Here is a 22,019-nt window from a genome sequence, read left to right as displayed (position 1 = left end):
CTTTAAAACAAAAGGTGATGAATTATTTACTAAACGCGTCTTCCTTCATTTTAAATAGGGCAGACACGATGTTTATACCAATCGACTTAAATATTTAGCCTTTCTAACGTGCTAAATAAAGCGTTAACGGCGTTATAAATTTTTATGTAGAACAACTACATGTCGAAATTTATGCCTTGTTATCACTTTATTTATCCGTTGCTATAAATGTCTAATAACTTAACACGATTGGTATTATTTGGATTTTTTAGCCTCTAGAGTTTCTATTTCACTCCAGATTTTTTCGGCTTCTGCGCTTAGCATGGCGTAACTTTTAATATCGCCTTTGCGCTGTGCTTGCATGCCTTGCTCTAATTTTGCGTCGTACTCTTTGCGGAGTTTTTTTGTTGGGTCTGATTTGAATATTGAAAACATGGTGACTCTCTTTAATAAATAGCAGTTATGAGTCTATCCTACGCTACAAAGAGATAAATAGTTCTTTTAGTGGCAAGGCGTTTACCTTATTAAATAAGGCAAACGCTGTATTTATTATACTTTGATGTTTAAGAGGCTTATGTTTAAGGAATTTAAGTTTCTGGCTCCAGGCGTTTAATACCTTGGCCATCAATACCTAAATAAATATACCCATCAGCACCTTGCGCTAAGCTGCGTACTCTGCCAATGCCATCGAGTATTTTATATTGCTTAACAACCTTACCTTTTGAGAGTTCCAGTGCGCTAATGAATGCAAATTTCATTGATGCTAGTAATAGTTTACCTTTAAGCTTTGGGTATTTATCACTCGTTACATACAACATATCGGAAGGGGCAATTGAAGGGGTCCAATGTAATGCGGGCGATTGCATACCGTCTTTTTCTTTAAGGTCGGTAAACTTGGTACCGCTGTAGTTAACGCCATAACTGACTAAAGGCCATCCGTAGTTAGCGCCTTTTTTTATTATATTAAGCTCATCGCCGCCACGAGGGCCGTGTTCGTGAGACCATAAAATATTATTTTGTTTATCAAACCACATGCCCTGTGGATTACGGTGCCCGTAGGACCAAACTGCATGCTTTGCATTTTTTTGTTTAACAAACGGATTATCACTTGGGATACGACCATCTTCGTGTAAGCGATAAATTTTACCGCCATCGCGGGTTAGATCTTGTGGGTTTATAGTACGCGCACCGCGATCGCCAATTGAAAAATAAACATAACCTTCGTCATCAAACACAATACGACTGCCGTAGTGCTGGCCTTTAGTACTGTTGTGTTCGCCTTTGTATAGTAATTGCTGATCAGATAACTGCGTATGATCATCACTTAGCTTGGCGCGCATAATAGCGGTGTTACTTCCACTTCCTGTGCCCTGACTGCTTGAGTAACTAAAGTACAACCACTGATTTTGATTACTGTCGGTATGTAGTGCTAAATCAAGCAATCCACCTTGGCCATTTGCGTCTATTATAGGTAGCCCAGAAACCTTAGTTAATGTGGTGGTATTTTTAGGTAATAAAAATAATGCACCACTGCGCTCAGATATTAATAAATCACCATTGGCTAAAGGTTCAATAGCCCAAGGTATAACCACACCTTCTGCCGCTGTTACTGCGTTAACGTTAAGCGCTAAACCATCGAGCTGTTTGTAGTTTTTTATATAGTCATTATTAGCATTAACTGGTGTAGACATACCAAGTATTGCAACAGTTAAACCCGCAATTATTAGTTTAGGGAGTGTGTTATGTGGTACTGAGTTGATCATAATGGCTTCCAAAATTAGTCCGATCTTACATAACCTTAGCATGGCATAAATAATTTTGTTAAGCGTTGAGTTGAACGAAAAATACACATTCCTATTTTAATAAAAAGGCTTTTAACCACAAATCTGTTTTATCAATTAACGCTAAGTAAAGTTGAATATTTACTCTAATACGGTTGAAATTAATATTTTTGAGCGTACACTTGTGCGCTGAAGTTTGAGCGTACACGTGTACGGTCAAAGTAATTTAGTTTAAGTAGAGATTTATCCATGATGATGACTCAGGTATTAAACCAATTTTCTAAATGGTTTTTACACCATCAAAGTTTTGCCGGTTACATAGAACCTATCATGCAAGCTTTTAAACCAGCATGGCGCGCTAATGTATTTAGAGCGCAGGTTGCTGAAATAGATGAATTAAATGGCAGTTTTTTAAGTGTATTACTTAAACCAAGTAAACATTGGAAGGCACATACTGCTGGGCAACATATTAGTTTAACCGTAGAAATTAATGGCCGGTTACTCACGCGGGTATTTACAGTTGCCTCAAGCCCCGAGCAATTTAAAACAACGGGATTGGTGCGTTTATTAATTAAAACTAATGAGCAAGGGCGCTTTACACGCCTTTTAAGCAGTGCTCTACGAGTGGGTGAGTGGTGTAATATTTCGGCGCCTAGTGGTGAGTTTATTTACAAAAACACGCAAAAAGCAGCAACTTTTATTGCTGGTGGCTCAGGTATAACCCCAATGCTTGCCATGCTTAGTGAGCATTTAAATACTACGTCGCAAAAAGTGTCGTTGATATATTTTGCTAAAGCCACAGAGCATCAATGTGTCGATGAGCTAAGTAAACTTGCTGGCAAGTTTTCACATTTTTCTTTTTTACTGTTAACGCGTGAACAGTCAGGCGATATTACTCGCAACATTAATGTATGGGAAAATCCAGATATATACTGTTGTGGGCCAGCGGGCTTTATGAAAACGGTGAGTGATTTTGCTATAAAGCACGATTTAAATTACTACCAAGAGGCATTTGGTTTAGCACTGCCAACGTTAAACGACGACAGCCAATTTAATGTGCAGCTTAATAGCAGCGCCTATGTAGTAAGCGCCAATAATGCCTTATTGCCTCAGTTTGAAGTAAAACAATTACCGGTCAAACGTGGCTGCGGTATTGGTATTTGCCATCAATGCCAATGTATTAAAAAATCAGGCGTGGTGCGCAATTTAAAAACAGGTGAACTGAGTGATAACGGCGAGCAATTAATTCAACTTTGTGTAAGCCAACCTGTTAGCGACTTGGAGTTACAATTATGAAAAATATAAACTTTGATCAGCTTGCAAGCGATTTAGATGCTATAAAAATGGATACGCTTGGCAAAGTAGGGCAACAGGATGCTGATTACATTCGCTCTGTTGTACGCAAACAGCGAGTGTGTGAATGGAGCGGGCGAATTTTACTTATGCTTGGTTTTATTCAGCCATTACTGTGGGTTGCTGGTGTACTGTTATTAGCGCTTGCTAAAATTTTAGACAATATGGAAATTGGCCATAACGTTATGCACGGCCAATACGATTGGATGAACGACAAACAGCTTAACTCACAACATTATGAGTGGGATATAGCCTGTGACGGGCAAAGCTGGCACCGCGTACATAACTTTGAGCATCATACGTATACTAATATTATTGGCAAAGACAGAGACTTTGGTTATGGGCTTTTACGTTTAAGTGATGACTTTAAGTGGCGCTTTAAAAATGTATGGCAGTTTTTTACGTATATTAATTTAAGTGTGCTGTTTCAGTGGGGGGTGTCGTATCACGAACTGGCAGCTGAACGCGTGTTTATTGGTAAAAAGAAAGAAAACCGCGAAGGGGGTGTATCGCACGCGACTTTAAAACAACGTTTTTTTAGTAAGGGCGCTCGTCAGTTAATTAAAGATTATGCGGTATTCCCATTACTTGCAGGGCCTTTATTTTTATGGGTGTTAGCGGGGAATTTAGTGGCAAACTTAATTCGTAATTTATGGACATCAACCATAATATTTTGTGGCCACTTTACCGAAGACACCGAAACCTTTAAAGAAGAAGACTGTATAAACGAAACCCAAGGGCAGTGGTATTATCGCCAAGTGTTGGGCTCGTCTAATATTAAAGGGTCGCATTGGTTTCATGTTTTAACTGGGCATTTGAGCTGCCAAATTGAGCATCATTTATTTCCTGATATGCCGTCGTCGCGCTATCAAGAAGTGGCACCACAAGTTCAAGCTGTTATGCAAAAGCACGGTATTGATTACCATACAGGTGGTTTTTTTAAACAGTATAGCTCGGTATTAAAACGTATTATTAGGTACTCGTTCAAATAAATGGTGTGCCATTAAGGAGCCGATTAATAACCATGTATTAATCGGCTTTTTTGTATGCGCTTAGCAATATGTTTAATTTATAAACAGCACTTGCAAAAAATTCTTTTTGTTAATTAAAAAAGCCTTACTTTAGCTATGGTTAAATGATGTGTGAATGTCATACAATGGAGAAAAATAGACCACACAAGAGAGATTAAAATGGCCGCATTTGGTACCGTGTTTATGCCGCAGATGATTCAAGCTCGTTTTTCTGATAACCAATGGAGCGAAAGCTCAATTGTCCCTTCCGATAAACTTGAACTTCATGCTGGTGCGCACGTTCTTCATTATTCAAGCACATGCTTTGAGGGCTTAAAGGCCTTTCGTCGTGAAGATGGTTCTGTTTATATTTTTAGAATGGATGCAAATATTGCCCGTATGCAGCAAAGCTCGGCTTTGTTGAGCTTACCTAGTTTTGATGGCGATATGTTAAAAAACATGATTTTAGATATAGTGCGTGAATACGCAGACGAAACGCCATTACCACCAGGCTCTATGTATATTCGTCCTACGCATATAGGCACTGAGGCTGCAATTGGTAAAGCGGCAGCACCGTCTATGAGCTCAATTTTATATACGTTATTATCGCCTGTGGGTGATTACTTTGCAGGCGGTGCCACCGCACTAAGAGTGTTACTTGAAGAAGACGGCATGCGCTGCGCACCGCATATGGGTATGGTTAAAAGCGGTGGTAACTATGCCAGTGCACTTGCACCTATTAGTGCTGCACGTGAAAAGTATCAAGCAGATCAAATTTTATTTTGCCCAGGTGGCGACGTACAAGAAACCGGCGCGGCTAACTTTATTTTAATTGATGGCAACGAAATTATTACTAAAGCGCTTGATAGCACGTTTTTACATGGTGTAACGCGTAATAGTATTTTAACCATAGCTAAAGATTTAGGTATGACGGTAAGCGAGCGTAACTTTAGTGTTACTGAGCTACTAGAGCGCGCAGCTAAACCAGGCACAGAGGCTGCACTTTCGGGCACTGCTGCAGTACTTACTGCTGTAGGTACGTTTATTCATAACGATAAAGAATACAAAGTAGGTAGCGGCGAGCCAGGCCCAACTACAGCTCGTTTACGACAAGCATTGAACGACATTCAATGGGGTAAAAGCGAAGACAAACATGGTTGGTTAACTAAAATCTAATTGATTTGATAAGCGCAAATTAAAAAGCCACCAATTTGGTGGCTTTTGTGTTTTAGCGTGTTTTATACAAAATTTATTGCTTAAAACTTCATTTCAATTTTGCCGTATACGTAGCGGCCGTTAAATCCATACGGTGAAAAGCTTGAATAAGCAAATAAACGGGAGAAGGTTGATAGCTCTTCAACGTTTTCTCGTGTTGCATCTGGGTAAACGTCAAAAATGTTATTTGCACCTACGCTCAACGATACGTTATTGGTAAGCGCGTAGCCGATGTCTAAGTCGGTGATCCATTTTGGTTTTAGCACTTCATTTAGTTCAGCCGTTGATGATGGATCTTGTGTTTCGCCGTAACGGGTTGTTCTAAGCGTGGTTCGTATATCATCGTTAGTCCACGTAGCACTTAAATTGTATTTGTTACGGGGTGTACTTACCTCAAAACGACGCAGCTCAGTGCCTGAGAATAAGTTGTCTTGATCGAATCCAGCGCCTTGTAGCTCGGCTGGTGGATCAATAATATTTGTTACTTCGTTTTTGCCGTAGTTGTAGCCTAAGTTAAAGGCAATATCGCCATAGCCATCGGTTGCTACATTGTACGAAGCAACTACATCAACACCACGTGTTTTACTATCAATCGCATTTAAGAAAAAACGACCCTGTGTTGCGCCAGTGCCTGCTAATAGCTCTTCAATGGCAGCGCCCGACAAATTGTTAGACAGTACAATACGGTCATCAATTAATATTTGATAGTAATCAACCGATAAGCTGAAGTTAAAGTCGGTAGACCACGTAAAGCCGACACCGTAGTTAGTGGCTTCTTCTGCATCAAGACCTGGTGAGCCAAGGGCTTGTGCTACATCGCTACTTGGTGCGAAGGTACCTGTTTCGGTTGGCTCGCCATCAACAAATACTGTTGCAACAGATGTAAAGTATTGCTGTTGTAAAGAGGGCGCTCTAAAACCTGTTGATGCCGATGCACGAATGGCTAAATCTTCAGTGAGCGAATAACGCGTTGCAATTTTACCATTGAGCGTATCGCCAAAATCAGAGTAATCTTCGTAACGCGCTGCAACAGCTATGTTCCAATCATCTGTAAGGTAGGTTTCTAAATCTATGTAAAAGCTAACATTGTGGCGGCTGTTGTCACCTTCAGACTCTGGGGTAAAGCCTGGAAATACTTGTGAGCCTGCAGCACCAAACGGGCCATCTTCACCAGTAACCTCACCACCTGGGCCAAATGTCCCTTGTGCGTATGACGCTTCTTCACCTGCTTCAATTTCGTAACCTTCGGTACGATATTCTGCGCCAAAAGCAACACTTACCGAGCTTTCTAAAAAGCTTACGTCTACTTCACGATTAAAATCTACGTTGAAAGTAAGTTGATCGTAAGTCAGGGTGCCGGCATCAAAGCTTGTTTGGCTAGTAGGGCCGTATGATGTATTTAAGCTATTTATAACACCAAACTCAAATGCATCTTGCCCATATACTGCGGATACATCGTAATTCCATTCGCTTAAAAAACCTTTAACGCCAAGTGCTAATGAAAAGTCGTTTATATCTGAGGTGATCACTGGTAAAAAGCCGTCTGGGTAAATTTCTTCTATATTACGGCTGTCGCTTGCACGGCGATAAAACCCGCCACCTTCACCTTCACGTTTAGAGTAAGAACCAAATGAATAGAGTTCTGCATCGTTAGTGAGTTGTAGCGCTGAGTTATAAAACACAGAGAAATCTTCTACATCACCATTACCAAAGTTATGGTTGTAACGGTTTACTGTGAGTTCACGAGGGTCGAGTGAGCCATCATCTAAGCGATCGTAGTTTTCGCGTTGATCGTAGTCTGAACGGTTTGTAGAGTGGCGATCGCGGTATTCAGTCGAGATGTTCAAAAAGCCATTTTCACCCAGTTCAAAACCCATATTACCTTGAAGCGTTAAAGTTTGTCCGTCGGTTAATGAGCGATCGCCGCCTTCGGTAAATGCTAAATTACCATCGCTACCCTCAGATACAGATTCAAGCTGAGGTACGCCGTCCATTTCGGTTACATTTGCGCCATAAATTGCAGCGACAGATCCGCCGCTGCTTGCACTTTTAAGCACAATATTAATAACACCCGCTATTGCATCAGAGCCATATTGCGCTGCGGCGCCATCGCGTAAGACTTCAATGCGCTCAATAGCGTTTGCTGGTATAGCGTTTAAATCTACCGAGGAAGAGCCACGACCGGTTGAGCCATTTAGATTTAGTAATGCATTACTGTGACGGCGTTTACCATTTACAAGTACTAGAGTGTGATCGGGTGCTAAACCACGAAGCTGTGCAGGGCGTACGTGATCACTACCATCGGTAAGAGATGCCTGCGGAAAGTTAAAGCTTGGTAATAAGTTACTTAATAATGCGTTTGTTTCGGTAAGGCCTGAGCTTTTAAGTGCATCGGCACCAATAATATCAATAGGCACCGCGCTATCTTCAACTGTGCGACCTAAACGGCGAGAACCAATAACGCTTATTTGTTCTATGTCTTTTTGTGCTTGTGGCTCTTGCTCTGCTGCTTTAATTGAAAAACTACCCAGTAAGGCTGCTGATACGCTTAACGCCAGCAGTTTTTGTGGTGCAGTTTGTTGTAATTTAAATAATGGTCTTTTATTCATGTTGTTTTTCCCTCAAACCCATTGAATTATTTTGTTGTTGTATAAGTAAATCTTTAGAATTTACCAAGGCTTTTATGTAAGCCTGTTTTTAACAAATTGCTTTGTTACTTAGAACATATACGGCATTAACAAACTGAGTCAATTGAATAACATTCAATTAAACTGAATGTTTTTATAATTACATTTTACTAATTCTTATATTCAAAGTGATTTTAGTTATATAGAAATAGAGATGTGTAAGTTACTGATGGGAAATAAGTTATTTTAACAAAGGCAGGTTAACGTTTAATTAACTGGTAAGATGAGGAGATAACTTAAGGTATTTATTCGTGAAGGTGTATTTTTATTGGCTTGGCAATTAATTAAGAACTGATTATAAATAAATTTTAAACATAAAAATAAAAAACGACCCATAAATGTTAATTAAATTAACATTTATGGGTCGTTAAAAAAATAAGTACGCTGAAATAGATGACTATATTTTAAACATAGAGGAAATTGCTTTTTTATAAAAAATTGATATAAAAATAAGCTAAAATTTTATCTTGCCTGTTAGCATATCTTTAAACATGACCCAATCTCCCCACAAACTATAAAAAGGGTGTTTAAAAGTTGCAGGGCGGTTTTTTTCAAAAAAGAAGTGCCCAACCCAAGCAAACCCGTAGCCAATAACAGGCAATAACCATAATAGGCTATATTGCTGTTTTAATAGCGCAATTACGATAACGGCAAGTACAAGTACGCTGCCCACAAAGTGTAAACGGCGGCAGGTAACATTACGATGCTCTTTTAAATAATAAGGGTAAAATACTTTAAAGCTTTTAAACGTGTGTTCGTTTTTCATAATGTAGTCTTTTATTGTTATTAATTATAAATACAATTAAAGCCTAAGTTTACATTTGTTTACAGCAATAAATGTTACATAACGCATCTGAATAGACAAAAGCACTCAAAGTTAATAGCTTAAGGCTACTATTTATAATAAAGAAGAACGGAACTCCTAATGTTTAAACATACTCTAGCATGTGCTCTACTTGTAGCACTTAGTGGCTGTTCAGAGCCAACCAATACGGTAACGCAAGAAGAAGTAAAATCACCTATGAAACAAGTTAACGCAGTTATATACCCAGAAACAAAAAAAGGTGACGTAGTAGATACCTATTTTGAAGAAACTATTGCAGACCCTTATCGCTGGCTAGAAGATGATATGAGCGAAGAGACCGCTGATTGGGTTAAAACGCAAAACAATTTAACGTTTTCTTATTTAGAGCAAATACCTTATCGCGATAAGTTAAAGCAGCGCCTTGAAAAACTAATGAACTACGAAAAAATAGGCCCTCCTTTCACTGAAGGGGATTACACCTATTTTTACAAAAACGATGGACTACAAAACCAATATGTTTTGTATCGCAGTAAAGATGGTGGCGACGTTGAAGTATTTTTAGATCCAAACAAATTTAGTGACGATGGTACGACGTCGATGTCGGGTTTATCGTTTTCAAAAGATGGCTCATTACTAGCGTATCAAATATCTGAAGGTGGCAGTGATTGGCGCAAAATTATTGTTATTGATACTCATACTAAAGAGCAAGTCGAAGAAGCACTTGTTGATGTTAAGTTTAGCGGCATAGAATGGCTAGGTAACGAGGGCTTTTATTATTCAAGTTACGAAAAACCTAAAGGTAGTGAGCTTTCGGCTAAAACTGATCAGCATAAAGCGTATTATCATAAGTTAGGAACAAAGCAATCTGATGATATTGTGGTATTTGGTGAAACCGATGCGCAAAAACATCGTTATGTTGGCGCTGACGTAACCCATGATGGTCATTACTTACTTATATCGGCAAGTACGTCTACCTCAGGCAATAAGCTGTTTATAAAAGATTTAACAAAAGAGAACAGCGAATTTGTAACGGTTGTTGATAATACTGATTCAGATGTATCAGTGATTGATAATGAAGGCAGCAGGCTATTCATCGTTACTAACCTTAATGCGCCAAACAAGAAAGTAGTGACAGTGGATGCTGGCAATCCAACACCTGACAACTGGGTCGATTTAATTCCAGAGACAAAAAACGTATTAAACCTTACAAAAGGTGGCGATACCTTTTTTGCCAATTATATGGTTGATGCGATCTCGAAGGTTAAACAGTACAACAAAAAAGGTGAGTTAATTCGTGAAATTGCCTTACCGGCTGTAGGTACTGCACGTGGGTTTGGTGGTAAAAAAGATCAAACAACGCTTTATTACTCATTCACTAATTACACAACACCGGGCACAACCTATACATTTGATGTATCAACTGGCGAGTCGGGTGTTTATCGTAAGTCGGCTATTGATTTTAATAGCGATGATTACACCTCTGAGCAAGTGTTTTACACATCAAAAGACGGCACTAAAATACCAATGGTCATTACCTATAAAAAAGGTATTGAACTAGATGGGTCAAACCCAGCTATTTTATATGGTTACGGTGGTTTTAATGTAAGTTTAACGCCAAGTTTTAGCCCTGTTAATGCACTTTGGCTTGAGCAAGGCGGTGTATATGCCGTTGCTAATATTCGTGGTGGCGGCGAATACGGTAAAGACTGGCACAATGCAGGAACAAAACTTCAAAAGCAGAATGTGTTTGATGACTTTATTGCCGCAGCTGAATATTTAAAAGATAAAAAATACACCTCTAAAAAGCGTTTAGCACTTCGTGGTGGCTCTAACGGAGGCTTACTAGTTGGCGCTGTAATGACGCAGCGCCCTGATTTATTTCAAGTGGCTCTACCTGCCGTAGGTGTACTTGATATGCTGCGCTATCATACATTTACTGCGGGTGCTGGCTGGGCATACGACTATGGCACCAGTGAGCAAAGTAAAGAGATGTTTGAATACATAAAGGGGTATTCACCACTTCATAATGTAAAAGCAGGTGTTGAGTACCCAGCTACAATGATCACTACGGGCGATCATGATGACCGCGTTGTCCCATCGCATTCGTTTAAATTTGCCGCTGAGCTTCAAGCAAAGCAAACGGGGAGTAATCCAGCACTTATTCGAATAGAAACAAATGCAGGGCATGGCGCTGGTACGCCAACAAGTAAGGTAATTGAGCAATACGCTGATATATTTGGTTTTACGCTATATAACATGGGCATAGAGTCGTTATAAAAGCGCTGACTAGCTAAGCAAAAAGGCCGAGTAAATTTAATTTACTCGGCCTTTTTAAATTAGCACTATTATTACTGCACTGGTGAAAATAAACGCTGATAGGTTTTATAAGCGTATTCGTCGCTCATACCACTAAGATAGTCGCATATTATGCGCATGCCTTGGTTTTGTTTTTCAGCGTCTATATAAAGTGCTTGAGTTGTTTCGGGTAATAAACGCAGCGGGTCGCTTGCAAACGCAGTAAATAACTCTATAAGTAAATTTTGGCCTTTAAACTCAATTTGTTGCATTTCGGGGTCGCGTATTAAGCGCTGAAACACAAAGTGTTTGAGTATTTGTAGCACTTGCTCGTACTGCTCGTTTAACTTTGCGGTGTATTTTAAAATAGGGCATTCAAATGCATCGTTTTGTATATCTAACTGTATATTAATAATAAAGGTATTAACCAGCTCGCCTATTGCATCTTTTCGTTCAAAGTCATTTTTTGAAAATAAACGCTGCGTGAGAGATTCAAGTATGGCGTTTAACCACTCATATTTAAGCGCTTTTAAATGAGGAATCGCATGCGTTTGCCAATCATCTAATGTGAGTACTTGCGTAGCTATTGCATCTTCTAAGTCATGCACTGCGTAGGCTATATCGTCAGCGTGTTCCATTATTGCGCTGTCGAGTGATTTATATGTTGTTTTAGCGCGGTATTTATCTATAGGTGCATTGTTACTTAAAAGCTGTTTATCGCTTTGGCTTAGCGGCTCTATGATCCAGTTAAATATAGCGCAATCATCGTTATACAATCCTTTGGCAGGACGCCATTCATCCGCTTTAATAAATGCGCGTGTGTTATTTGCCTCTGGAATGGTGTGCCATAGCTCGTTAATGAAAGCAGGGTACTTGATAAAACCAAGCAAAGTACGGCGTGTTAAGTTCATGCCATGGCCGTTCGAGTAGGGCTCAAGCTTTGCAACAATACGTAATGTTTGCGCGTTGCCTTCAAAACCGCCGTGATCTCGCATCATATAATTCAGGGCTATTTCGCCGCCGTGGCCGAATGGCGGGTGGCCTATATCGTGAGCTAAGCATAAGGTTTCGAGTAGCCCTGTTGAAGGAAAGTGCTCAAAATCACTGTGCTGAGCTCTTAAATGGCGCAGTATGCCGGTACCAATTTGCGATACCTCTAAAGAATGTGTTAAACGAGTACGGTAAAAGTCGTTTAGGCCAATCCCCATAATTTGAGTTTTGGCTTGTAAGCGCCTAAATGCTGCAGCATGAATAATACGAGAACGATCTACCTGCCAGGGAGAGCGGTTATCGTTTGGGCGATGTTTATATTGTTCTATTATTCTACTTTGCCATTGTTTATCCATACTGCTTTACTCACAAAACGTCATTAAACACGGTATTGGCTCAGTATACCTTTGCAGTTATAAATTGCGAATGAACAAAGTACGCTATTCGCCTTTATAAAGTGGCTTAGGTATAATGCGCGTCCGTATGTATGTGTATCACCCATACATAACTAAGTTTGATAGAGAGAATAGATGTTAAAAACGATTTTTAAGCTTTTACTAACTGTATTTTTTGTTTGGGCTCTTGCTTACCCGTTTATACAAAGTGGTGACATTGATTTAGACGAGCAAACATCTGAACAACCTAAAAAAGTTAAGAAAATAGAAAAGCCACTTCATAACGTTAAACTGCCTAAGTTTTCGGAATTTGCTGATGTAAAAGAAAAAAAGCATGCCTTTTTTAGCTTTATTCGACCCCATGTAGATGCTGAAAATAAAAAAATATTACAGCAACGTGCAAAATTAGAAATTGTTCGTATGATGCTTGAAAATAACGAACCTCTTTTGAAAAAACAAAATAACGATGCGGCTCAAATATTAAAGTCGTATGGTTTACCACAAACGGTTAATACGCTTAATATTACTCAAGCGCTGCGCCGTGTGGATATTATTCCTAAAGAGCTTGCGCTAATGCAAGCAGCGAATGAATCGGCGTGGGGGACTTCACGATTTGCACGCATAGGCCTTAACTTTTTTGGCCAGTGGTGTTACTCAAAAGGCTGTGGCATGGTGCCAAAGCGCAGAAATACAGGGGCTGCACACGAAGTTGCTGCGTTTAAGTCGGTACGTGCTGCTGTTAGTGCATACTTTAAAAATATAAATACTCACAATGCTTATAAAGAGTTACGTGCCATACGTGCAAACTTACGTTTAGAGCAAAAGCCAATTTTGGCTACAGAGTTAACACGCGGTTTAATGTCGTACTCACAGCGTGGCGAAGCTTATATAGAAGAGCTAAACACAATGATTAACCAAAACAGAGCTTACTTTGATGAATAAAAGTATTATAAAAAGCACTAAAGCTATATCGCTATTATTGCTAAGTGCTGTCGCACTAAACGTTAACGCTAAAGAATTTGTTATGTCGTATGATGGATTTTACGATCGGTTAAAGGTGGTAAATAAAGGCGATTTTCAATATGCACGAGTCAACTTTTACATTAGCGATATTGCGACCAACGAAGCGTGCGCAATAAAAAGCGGCACAATTTTAACTGAAAACAACGAATACCCGCTTAATTTTACCGATAAAGCGCAATTGCTTTTACCGTTTGATAAACAGCTCGATACCGATAAAGCTGTTATTGTTGTAGAGCCGCAAAACCCCAATCATGATTGCCAACTTAAATTGCAAATAGAAGCAAATGAGCTTGAAGGGCTGACCCTTTCTAAGCAATCCTTATATACCATTAATACAGAATTAGATGAGTTATTAACTGATTTATCAGGTTTTTTTGTAAGTAAGCTAATGTGGTTTTTATTGCCAGAGCAACAAGGTGTCGCAGTTACATTTAATGCACCAACAGAATTAGCTGACAAAAATATTAAGTGTGAAAAATCAGTTTGTTACTTTGCAGTTGAAGATGACTGGGAAGACGATGCAACCATACTAGGTAATATTAATAATGTAGTTAAAGTAACGCCTTGGATTGCAAAGTAAGTCTTTAACACTACATACAAAAAACGGCGCTTTTGCGCCGTTTTTTATTTTATTTTTATAACGCTTGCGTAGAATCTCGGTTAATAAGTGTTGGCTCAAATACGCGATTTATATATAAGTTTTTATACTGATACACATTTTGAAGTACCATTTTTGCTGCCATTTCTCCCATTTCTTCAACCGGGTTATCTATTGTAGTGAGAGTTGGGTACAGGTAATTTGCAAAAATAACGTTATCAAAACCAATTACCGACAAGTCTTTGGGTAAATTAAAGCCATGTTCGCGGGCATACTTCATAGCACCTGACGCCATTTCATCATTAGCACATACTAAAGCGCTAAAGGGGAGTTGAGTGTTTAATAAGTGCTCAAGACCTTTGCTACCGCCAACTTCATTAAAGTCACCCTCGTAAAACAATGCATCGTTGAACGGAATGTTTTTTTCTAAAAGTGCCTTTTTATGTCCTTTTAAGCGGTTGCGAGCATCGGCTTTGACTTGAGGACCTGCAATATAGGCAATATTAGTATGACCTTGCTCAACTATAGATTTACTCGCTAAGTAGCCACCCAGTTCGTTATCAAGGCTAATACAGTTGTCTTTAAGCTCATCTAAGTAGCGGTTAATTAAGTAAATAGGCGTGCTGCCTTTACTGAGTTCAATAAGGTATTCGTCAGATACTGACTCTACATGTAATATAAGCGCATCGCACTTACGGCTAATTAAAAATTCAATACCGTCTTTTTCTTTATCGTCTTCACTGTGGCCTGTGGTAATAATGACGTGCTTTCCGGCAGCTCTAAGTGCAGATTCTATTCCTGCCATCATTTGCGCAAAGAAAGGGCCATGTAGTTCTGAAACCAAAATGCCCACACTATTAGTGCGGTTAGAAGCAAGCGATTGCGCAATAGAATTAGGCTTGTAACCAAGCTGCTGCATAGCATCGAGTACTTTTTTAGTGGTTTTTTCACTTACGCGGGTATTTTTATTCATGACTCGTGAAACAGTCGCTAATGATACCCCTGCAAGTTCTGACACTTCATAAATTGTGGCCATGTTATTGTTAACTCACTTATATCCTTTATTTTGGCGGCCAAATAATAGCGCACCCGTAAAATGTTAACTAGTACTAGTTTTCAGCGATGCCTGAATAGACTCGACCTGTGTGTTACTGAGCGTATATTTACGCATAACAAACGCTACAAATAACGAGCCAAAGGCTGGAAGCACGGTAAACGAAAGTAAAATACCATTTTGAGTATCAATGGTTTGTGTTACATCTGCCTGATAGCTGTAAAAAGACAGTAGCCATCCTGCAATTGCACCACCAACAGCGACGCCCATTTTTATAAAAAATATTACGCCGGAATACACTAAGCCTGTTATGCGTATTCCCGTTTTTTTATGCCCATAATCTATGGTGTCGGCCATTTTTGCCCATAATAAAGGCGTGGCCATGTCTAAAAAGAACTTCCATAAAATAAAGGCTGTAAATGCCAGTACTAAAGAGTCTTTACTAATAAAGTAACTAAACCCACAAATAGCAGCGGCAATGAGTTGTAAGCTAATATAAGCTTTTATTTTACAAAAACGCTTTGCCAGAGGTTGTGCTAATGCACAGCCAAGCATGCTAGCTGCAACACCTAAGGTCATAAATAGGGTAATTAAATCGTCGCGGCCTAAATAATATTTTACGTAGTAAACGGCAAGGGTAAGCCTTAACACTTGACCGGTTAGTAAAAAAAATGCGGCAAGGCACAGAGTACGCCACTGATCGTTTTTAACTAGTGCTTTAATACTTTTTATAAAAGGAATGTTCTGATCTTTTGGCTGCTGTATTCGCTCTTTAGTACCAAAAAAACACAGTAAAAAAAGTAAAAGGCCTAACACACTCATGGCGGTCATGGTGTATTGATAGCCTTTAGCCGCATCGCCTTGGCCAAAATAGTCAACCATTGGCATGGTACAGCCTGCGACAATAACACCGCCTAACATGCCAAATACAAAACGATATGACTGAATTGTAACGCGCTCTTTTGCATCGCTTGTAAGTACACCGCCTAGGGCGCAATAAGGAATATTTATAGCGGTATATGCCACCATAAGTAACGTATAAGTTGTAAAAGCATAGATTATTTTATCATTGCCTTTTAAATCGGGAGTGGTAAACGCCAAAATACTAATAATGGCAAAAGGCAGGGCGAGCCATAATAAATAGGGACGAAAATGCCCCCATCGTGTATGCGTTTTGTCGGCAAGGTTACCCATAACGGGGTCGGTTACGGCATCAAAAATACGCACTGCTAAAAACATGGTGCCTACAACCGCAGGCGAGAGCCCAACTACATCAGTGTAGTAGAGCATTAAAAACATCATAACCGTTTGAAAAATAATATTGCTGGCGGTATCGCCAAGGCCATATGCTATTTTTTCTTTTACACTTACCATGTTGATTTTATCCGCTTTATTTTTATTTTATCGATTAGAAATAAGTGATTTATAAGCGTGGCCACTTGCTTTAATAGTACGTTGTTGGGTTTCATAATCAACGTATACTATGCCAAAGCGTTTTAAATACCCTTCAGCCCATTCAAAATTATCCATTAAACTCCATGCAAAGTAACCAATAATTTTGACCCCTTGCTCGGTTGCATTATGAACAGCATTTAAATGCATGTTGTAGTAGTTAAGTCTGTCTTGATCGTTTACCACCCCATTATTTATGGTATCTGGCATGGCAGCACCATTTTCTGTTATATACATTGGTGGTAACGTGTACGTTTTATGTAAATCAACAAGTAATTCAGTGAATGATTGCGGGTAAATTTCCCAGCCCATATCAGTAAGCGGACCATTTGGTGCTATTGCTTCATATATTTGAGTAGGGTGTGCTTTATATACTTGGCGAGTATAAAAGTTAATGCCTAAATAATCGATAGACTGCGAAATTAATGCCATGTCACCTGGGTGTATCTCAGGTAAATGATCTTTAGGTAATTGGTTTATTATGTCTGGATATTCTCCATCCATAATCGGCTTCATGTACCACTGATTAAAATAGTCATCAGCGTATTTGGCACTGTCTATATCTGCTTGCGAGTCTGTAAGCGGGTAGGCCGGGGTAAAATTAAGCACTATGCCATTTTGTGTGCTAGGCGATGTTTTATTAAGTACTTTCATAGCTAAACCATGAGCAAGTAATAAATGATGTGCTGCTTTTTTACCGTATTGTTTACCTACTAAACCCGGTGCATGTATACCAATTTCGTAACCTAAAAAAGCACTACAAAATGGTTCATTTAATGTAGCGTACGAAAATACACGCGTTCCGAATGCGGTGGTAATTAACTCAACATATCGCTCAAATGCGTAAGCTGTTTGTCTGTTAAGCCAGCCACCTTCATCTTCTAGATGCTGTGGTAAGTCCCAATGGTAAAGTGTTACAAAGGCTTTTATATTCCGACGATTTAGTTCATCGAGTATATCAGTATAAAATTTAACGCCTTCTGGATTAAGTTTGCCTGAGCGCGTAATAACACGTGGCCACGATATTGAAAGCCTGTATGCATCTACGCCTAATGACTCGATTAAATCAATATCTTGTTGCCAATTGTTATAGTGATCGCAGGCTATATGACCATTCGAGTTGTCAGCAATTTTACCTTTCGTGTCGCAAAATGTATCCCAAATACATGGTAAGCGGTGCTCATAACCTCCTTCTATTTGAAATGATGCAGTAGCGACACCATAAACAAATTCTTTTGTTAATAGAGGTGAATGAGATGGTAATGATATTTTTGTCATTAGTTACAAACCTTTTTGAGATCTAAATTGCACACTTAACGCTTTTATTTATTGCTTTTCGGCGGCTACAACACATTAATAAAAATAAAAGTTGTTGAAATATGTAACATGTTCGTATTTAATTAGCCGTGAAAGCGCTTACATTTTAAGGTTAATGTTAATTAATCTTCAGGTCAACTCTTTAATACTGTGCCCTAGCGGGGTTTTTATTAATAATGGTCTGAAGATCAATTTATAATAATAAATTGCGGAGAGCACATGGCTAGTTCAGCACCACTGACATCACACACACAGTCGCAAAATTACCAAGATAAAAACTATGGTTTTGCACTTACTTCTTTAACCTCACTGTTTTTTATGTGGGGTTTTATTACCTGTTTAAATGATATTTTGATCCCGCATTTAAAAGCGGTTTTTGATTTAACGTATGTGCAAGCCATGCTTGTGCAATTTTGCTTTTTTGGCGCTTATTTTTTAATGTCTTTACCTAGTGGGTATATTGTTAAAAAGCTTGGTTATAAAAAAGGAATAGTAGTTGGACTGTTAATTGCGGCGTTAGGGTGCGTGCTTTTTTATCCCGCAGCCGCTATGCACAATTATCCGGTATTTTTGTTTGCCCTGTTTGTATTAGCAAGCGGCATAACATTACTGCAAGTATCTGCTAACCCTTACGTTAGTTTATTAGGCTCACCTAAAACAGCATCATCTCGTTTAACGCTTACACAAGCGTTTAACGCGCTAGGTACTACAGTTGCTCCAACGTTTGGTGCTTTCTTAATATTAGATTCGGCGTCTGAAGCTTTTTTAACGCCTGCGCAAAATGCAGAGTCGGTACAACTTCCTTATTTACTTTTAGCAGGCATGCTTATCTTATTAGCCGGTATTTTTGCATGGCTTAAATTGCCAGACATAATGAGTGAGCAAAAAGAAGCCGCTGAAAAATCAAATACTATTGAGGGCAGTGCATGGCAATACCGCCACCTTACGCTCGGTGCTGTGGGAATTTTTACGTATGTAGGTGCAGAGGTGGCGATTGGTAGCTTTTTAGTAAGCTTTTTAGCACTAGAAAATATTGCCGGTTTAAAAGAGCATGTTGCTGCTCATTACATTACTTATTATTTTGGTGGCGCTATGGTTGGGCGTTTTATTGGTGCTGCTGTAATGCAAAAATTACCCGCTGGTAAAGTACTTGGCTTTAACGCAACCATGGCTATCATTTTAGTGGTTATAGCTATGAGCACATCGGGCCAATTAGCCATGTGGTCAATACTATTGGTTGGCTTATTCAATTCTATTATGTTCCCCACTATTTTTAGTTTAGCGTTGAATGGGCTTGGTAAGCATACCGCGCAGGGCTCTGGTATTTTATGTTTGGCGATTGTAGGAGGGGCAATAGTGCCGCTTTTACAAGGTGCGCTTGCTGATAGTGTGGGTGTTCAACTTTCGTATGTTTTACCTATTTTATGTTACATATTTATCGTGTTTTATGGTTTAAGCGGAAGCAAACCAGTTCAAGCTCAGGAGACTCTATAATGAAACCCCCTTTTATACTAAATAAAATAGCACTTGCAACATTAATTGCATCACTAGGTAGTTTATCGGCTTGTTCAAATGACGCGACAACAACCCCTGAAACTAATAATGCGTTATCTAAAACAGAGCAAATTTGGCCAAAACTTAATATTGCCGTAAAGCAAGACCCAGCAATTGAAGCCAAAATAGCGGATTATTTAAAAACGATGACGCTTGAGCAAAAAGTAGCTCAAATGATTCAACCAGAAATTCGCGATATTACCGTTGAAGACATGCGCAAATACGGCTTTGGTTCATACCTTAACGGTGGTGGTGCATTTCCTAATGGCGACAAACATGCAACACCTATGGACTGGGTTGGATTGGCAGAGAGTTTTTACCAAGCCTCTGTAGATGACTCGCTTGATGGCACTAGTATTCCGACAATGTGGGGCACCGATGCTGTACATGGTCATAACAATGTTATTGGCGCGACCTTATTTCCGCATAACATTGGTTTAGGTGCGGCTAATAACCCTGAATTAATAGAGCAAATAGCATCTATCACCGCTGTAGAAGTAATGGCAACCGGTATTGATTGGGTTTTTGCTCCTACCGTTGCTGTTGTTCGTGATGATCGCTGGGGAAGAACGTACGAAGGATACTCTGAAGATCCTCAAATAGTACGTGATTACTCTGCTGCTATTGTAAATGGTTTACAAGGCAAAGCCGATGGCGACTTTTTAAGTGATAAGCGTGTAATTAGTACCGTTAAGCACTTTTTAGGTGATGGCGGTACAGTAGATGGCGATGACCAAGGTAATAATATCGACAGCGAACAAGATTTGTTTGATATACACGCCCAAGGTTACGTTGGTGGGTTATCGGCAGGTAGCCAATCTGTAATGGCGTCTTTTAATAGCTGGAACGGCGTTAAAAACCACGGTAATAAATACTTATTAACTGACGTTCTTAAAACACGTATGGGTTTTGATGGCTTTGTTGTTGGTGACTGGAATGGTCATGGTCAAATTGAAGGCTGTACAAACGAAAGCTGTGCGCAAGCAGTTAATGCAGGGCTGGATATTTTTATGGTACCAACAGGTGCTTGGAAGCCTTTGTACGAGAACACAATTGCACAAGTTAAATCTGGCGAAATCAGTATGTCGCGCATTGATGATGCGGTAGCAAGGATTTTACGCGTTAAATTACGCGCAGGTTTATTTGATAAGCCAAGCCCTGCTAAGCGTCAGTTTTCGGGTAAAACAGAGTTAATTGGTGCACAGGAGCATCGTGAAGTTGCTCGTCAAGCGGTCCGTGAGTCGTTGGTATTACTCAAAAATAAAAACAATATTTTACCACTTGCTGCCAACCAAACTGTACTGGTTGCAGGCTATGGTGCCGATAACATAGGCAAGCAGTCGGGCGGGTGGAGTATTACTTGGCAAGGGACTAATAATAAAAATGCTGATTTCCCTGGTGCAACGTCAATTTACAAAGGACTTGAAGAGCAAATTTCAGTCGCTGGTGGTAAAGCGATATTAAGTGCTGATGGTACGTTTGAGCAACGTCCAGATGTTGCCATTGTTGTATTTGGCGAAGAGCCATACGCCGAAGGGCATGGCGATAGAGATAATTTAGAATTTGAACGCGGTAATAAAAAATCTTTAGCACTTTTAAAGTCATTAAAAGCAAAAGGGATCCCAGTTGTTTCTGTATTTATATCGGGGCGCCCTATGTGGGTTAATAGTGAGCTAAATGCGTCTGATGCGTTTGTCGCCGCCTGGTTACCAGGTACCGAGGGCGCAGGTATTGCTGATGTAATATTAAAAACTAAAGATGGGGCGACCCAACATAACTTTAAAGGTAAGTTGTCATTTTCTTGGCCTAAATCGGCTGTGCAAAGCACCGTTAATAAAGGTGATGAAGATTACAGCCCATTATTACCGTATGGCTTTGGTTTAACATATGGTGATAAAAATGTACTGGCTGACAACCTAGATGAGGACTCTAAATTAGACAACTCTGCACTTACCAGCATGGACATTTTAGTGGGTGCGCCAATAGCTCCATGGAGATTACTACTTAAATCGGGCGATGAACTTTTAGATGTATCGAGCAGCACACACGAGTTTGGCGCAATCAAATACCGCACTGAAGATAAAACAGTCCAAGAGGATGCACGTCAATTTAACTTTAGTGGTACTGAAAAAGCCAGTGCAGAAATAGTGACTAGTTTTGCAGAAGACACTATTGCCTACTTAGAAGCCGATGCGGTTATCAGCTTTGACATAAAATTAAATGAGGCTCTAACTGGCCCTGTTGATTTAGCAATGTCATGTTCAGGTGCATGTGGCGCAGGCATTGATTTAGCAAAAATAGTAGACAAAACTGTTATTAATAAATGGCAAACAGTTTCTGTCGATTTAGGTTGTTATGCTGATAAGGGCGTTAACTTTGCAAGCTTAACCAGCCCATTTAGCTTACATAGCAACGCTAAGGCTTCGGTATCAGTTGCAAATATACAGTTTTTGCCTAATAAAGCTAATGGCGCAACACTCTCTTGTAAGTAATTAAAGCTTTTAGATAAAG

General features: G+C 39.5%; 16 protein-coding genes. 8 read left to right on the top strand and 8 right to left on the bottom strand.

The window, feature by feature from the left end; translation table 11 throughout:
- Positions 1-234: 234 nt before the first annotated feature.
- On the bottom strand, positions 235-414 hold the full coding sequence (locus tag J8L71_RS05085) for a DUF6435 family protein (protein ID WP_058548961.1): 180 nt from the start codon (positions 412-414) through the stop codon (positions 235-237).
- 152 nt (positions 415-566) lie between these two features.
- Positions 567-1,742: a PQQ-dependent sugar dehydrogenase gene (locus J8L71_RS05080; protein WP_210999564.1), complete on the bottom strand. Its 1,176-nt coding sequence runs from the start codon at positions 1,740-1,742 to the stop codon at positions 567-569.
- 270 nt (positions 1,743-2,012) lie between these two features.
- Here J8L71_RS05080 and J8L71_RS05075 point away from each other — a divergent pair, with 270 nt between their 5' ends.
- The 3 genes from J8L71_RS05075 (at position 2,013) to J8L71_RS05065 (ending at position 5,299) form a co-directional block, all read left to right on the top strand.
- Complete coding sequence (locus tag J8L71_RS05075) at positions 2,013-3,056, top strand: FAD-binding oxidoreductase (protein ID WP_210999659.1); 1,044 nt, start codon at positions 2,013-2,015, stop codon at positions 3,054-3,056.
- Complete coding sequence (locus tag J8L71_RS05070) at positions 3,053-4,105, top strand: acyl-CoA desaturase (protein ID WP_210999563.1); 1,053 nt, start codon at positions 3,053-3,055, stop codon at positions 4,103-4,105. Before J8L71_RS05075 ends, J8L71_RS05070 begins: the two co-directional genes overlap by 4 nt.
- Positions 4,106-4,297: 192 nt before the next feature.
- Positions 4,298-5,299: a branched-chain amino acid aminotransferase gene (locus J8L71_RS05065; protein ID WP_348771784.1), complete on the top strand. Its 1,002-nt coding sequence runs from the start codon at positions 4,298-4,300 to the stop codon at positions 5,297-5,299.
- A gap of 80 nt (positions 5,300-5,379) precedes the next feature.
- Here the strand turns inward: J8L71_RS05065 and J8L71_RS05060 are convergent, their stop codons facing one another.
- Positions 5,380-7,947 carry a TonB-dependent receptor gene (locus tag J8L71_RS05060; protein ID WP_210999561.1) on the bottom strand — a complete coding sequence of 856 codons (2,568 nt, stop codon included), beginning with the start codon at positions 7,945-7,947 and terminating at the stop codon, positions 5,380-5,382.
- Positions 7,948-8,479: 532 nt separating this feature from the next.
- Positions 8,480-8,791, bottom strand: a complete 312-nt coding sequence (locus J8L71_RS05055) for a DUF962 domain-containing protein (RefSeq protein ID WP_210999560.1) — start codon at positions 8,789-8,791, stop codon at positions 8,480-8,482.
- Positions 8,792-8,950: 159 nt separating this feature from the next.
- Between J8L71_RS05055 and J8L71_RS05050 the strand changes: the two genes are divergently transcribed.
- On the top strand, positions 8,951-11,107 hold the full coding sequence (locus tag J8L71_RS05050; RefSeq protein ID WP_210999559.1) for a prolyl oligopeptidase family serine peptidase: 2,157 nt from the start codon (positions 8,951-8,953) through the stop codon (positions 11,105-11,107).
- 71 nt (positions 11,108-11,178) lie between these two features.
- Here the strand turns inward: J8L71_RS05050 and J8L71_RS05045 are convergent, their stop codons facing one another.
- Positions 11,179-12,471: an anti-phage deoxyguanosine triphosphatase gene (locus J8L71_RS05045; protein ID WP_210999558.1), complete on the bottom strand. Its 1,293-nt coding sequence runs from the start codon at positions 12,469-12,471 to the stop codon at positions 11,179-11,181.
- 174 nt (positions 12,472-12,645) lie between these two features.
- On the opposite strand from J8L71_RS05045, the gene J8L71_RS05040 reads away from it, so the two are divergent.
- Together J8L71_RS05040 and J8L71_RS05035 are read left to right on the top strand one after the other, a co-directional pair.
- Entirely contained in the window at positions 12,646-13,452 is an 807-nt protein-coding gene (locus J8L71_RS05040) for a glucosaminidase domain-containing protein (RefSeq protein ID WP_210999557.1), read from the top strand.
- Positions 13,445-14,113 (top strand): DUF2987 domain-containing protein, encoded by a 669-nt coding sequence (locus tag J8L71_RS05035; protein ID WP_210999556.1) that lies wholly within the window; start codon positions 13,445-13,447, stop codon positions 14,111-14,113. The genes J8L71_RS05040 and J8L71_RS05035 overlap by 8 nt, the downstream gene beginning before the upstream one ends.
- A gap of 55 nt (positions 14,114-14,168) precedes the next feature.
- Here J8L71_RS05035 and J8L71_RS05030 read toward each other — a convergent pair whose 3' ends face one another.
- From J8L71_RS05030 to J8L71_RS05020, 3 genes are all read right to left on the bottom strand, one after another.
- On the bottom strand, positions 14,169-15,167 hold the full coding sequence (locus J8L71_RS05030; protein ID WP_210999555.1) for a LacI family DNA-binding transcriptional regulator: 999 nt from the start codon (positions 15,165-15,167) through the stop codon (positions 14,169-14,171).
- A 63-nt stretch (positions 15,168-15,230) separates the two neighbouring features.
- The gene (locus J8L71_RS05025) at positions 15,231-16,559 is read right to left on the bottom strand and encodes an MFS transporter (RefSeq protein ID WP_210999554.1); all 1,329 of its coding nucleotides are present in this window, start codon (positions 16,557-16,559) and stop codon (positions 15,231-15,233) included.
- Positions 16,560-16,586: 27 nt separating this feature from the next.
- Positions 16,587-17,915 carry a GH1 family beta-glucosidase gene (locus J8L71_RS05020; RefSeq protein ID WP_210999553.1) on the bottom strand — a complete coding sequence of 443 codons (1,329 nt, stop codon included), beginning with the start codon at positions 17,913-17,915 and terminating at the stop codon, positions 16,587-16,589.
- 258 nt (positions 17,916-18,173) lie between these two features.
- Here J8L71_RS05020 and J8L71_RS05015 point away from each other — a divergent pair, with 258 nt between their 5' ends.
- Both J8L71_RS05015 and J8L71_RS05010 read left to right on the top strand, forming a co-directional pair.
- Positions 18,174-19,448, top strand: coding sequence for a sugar MFS transporter (locus J8L71_RS05015; RefSeq protein ID WP_210999552.1), 1,275 nt, complete (start codon positions 18,174-18,176; stop codon positions 19,446-19,448).
- Positions 19,448-22,000: a glycoside hydrolase family 3 N-terminal domain-containing protein gene (locus tag J8L71_RS05010; RefSeq protein ID WP_210999551.1), complete on the top strand. Its 2,553-nt coding sequence runs from the start codon at positions 19,448-19,450 to the stop codon at positions 21,998-22,000. The genes J8L71_RS05015 and J8L71_RS05010 overlap by 1 nt, the downstream gene beginning before the upstream one ends.
- Positions 22,001-22,019: the final 19 nt, after the last annotated feature.

Origin of the sequence: Pseudoalteromonas sp. MMG007 (assembly GCF_018100985.1) — a bacterium.
Taxonomy (GTDB): domain Bacteria; phylum Pseudomonadota; class Gammaproteobacteria; order Enterobacterales; family Alteromonadaceae; genus Pseudoalteromonas.
The sequence above is the reverse complement of the archived record's forward strand: the minus strand, read 5'-3'. Positions and strand labels throughout refer to the sequence as shown.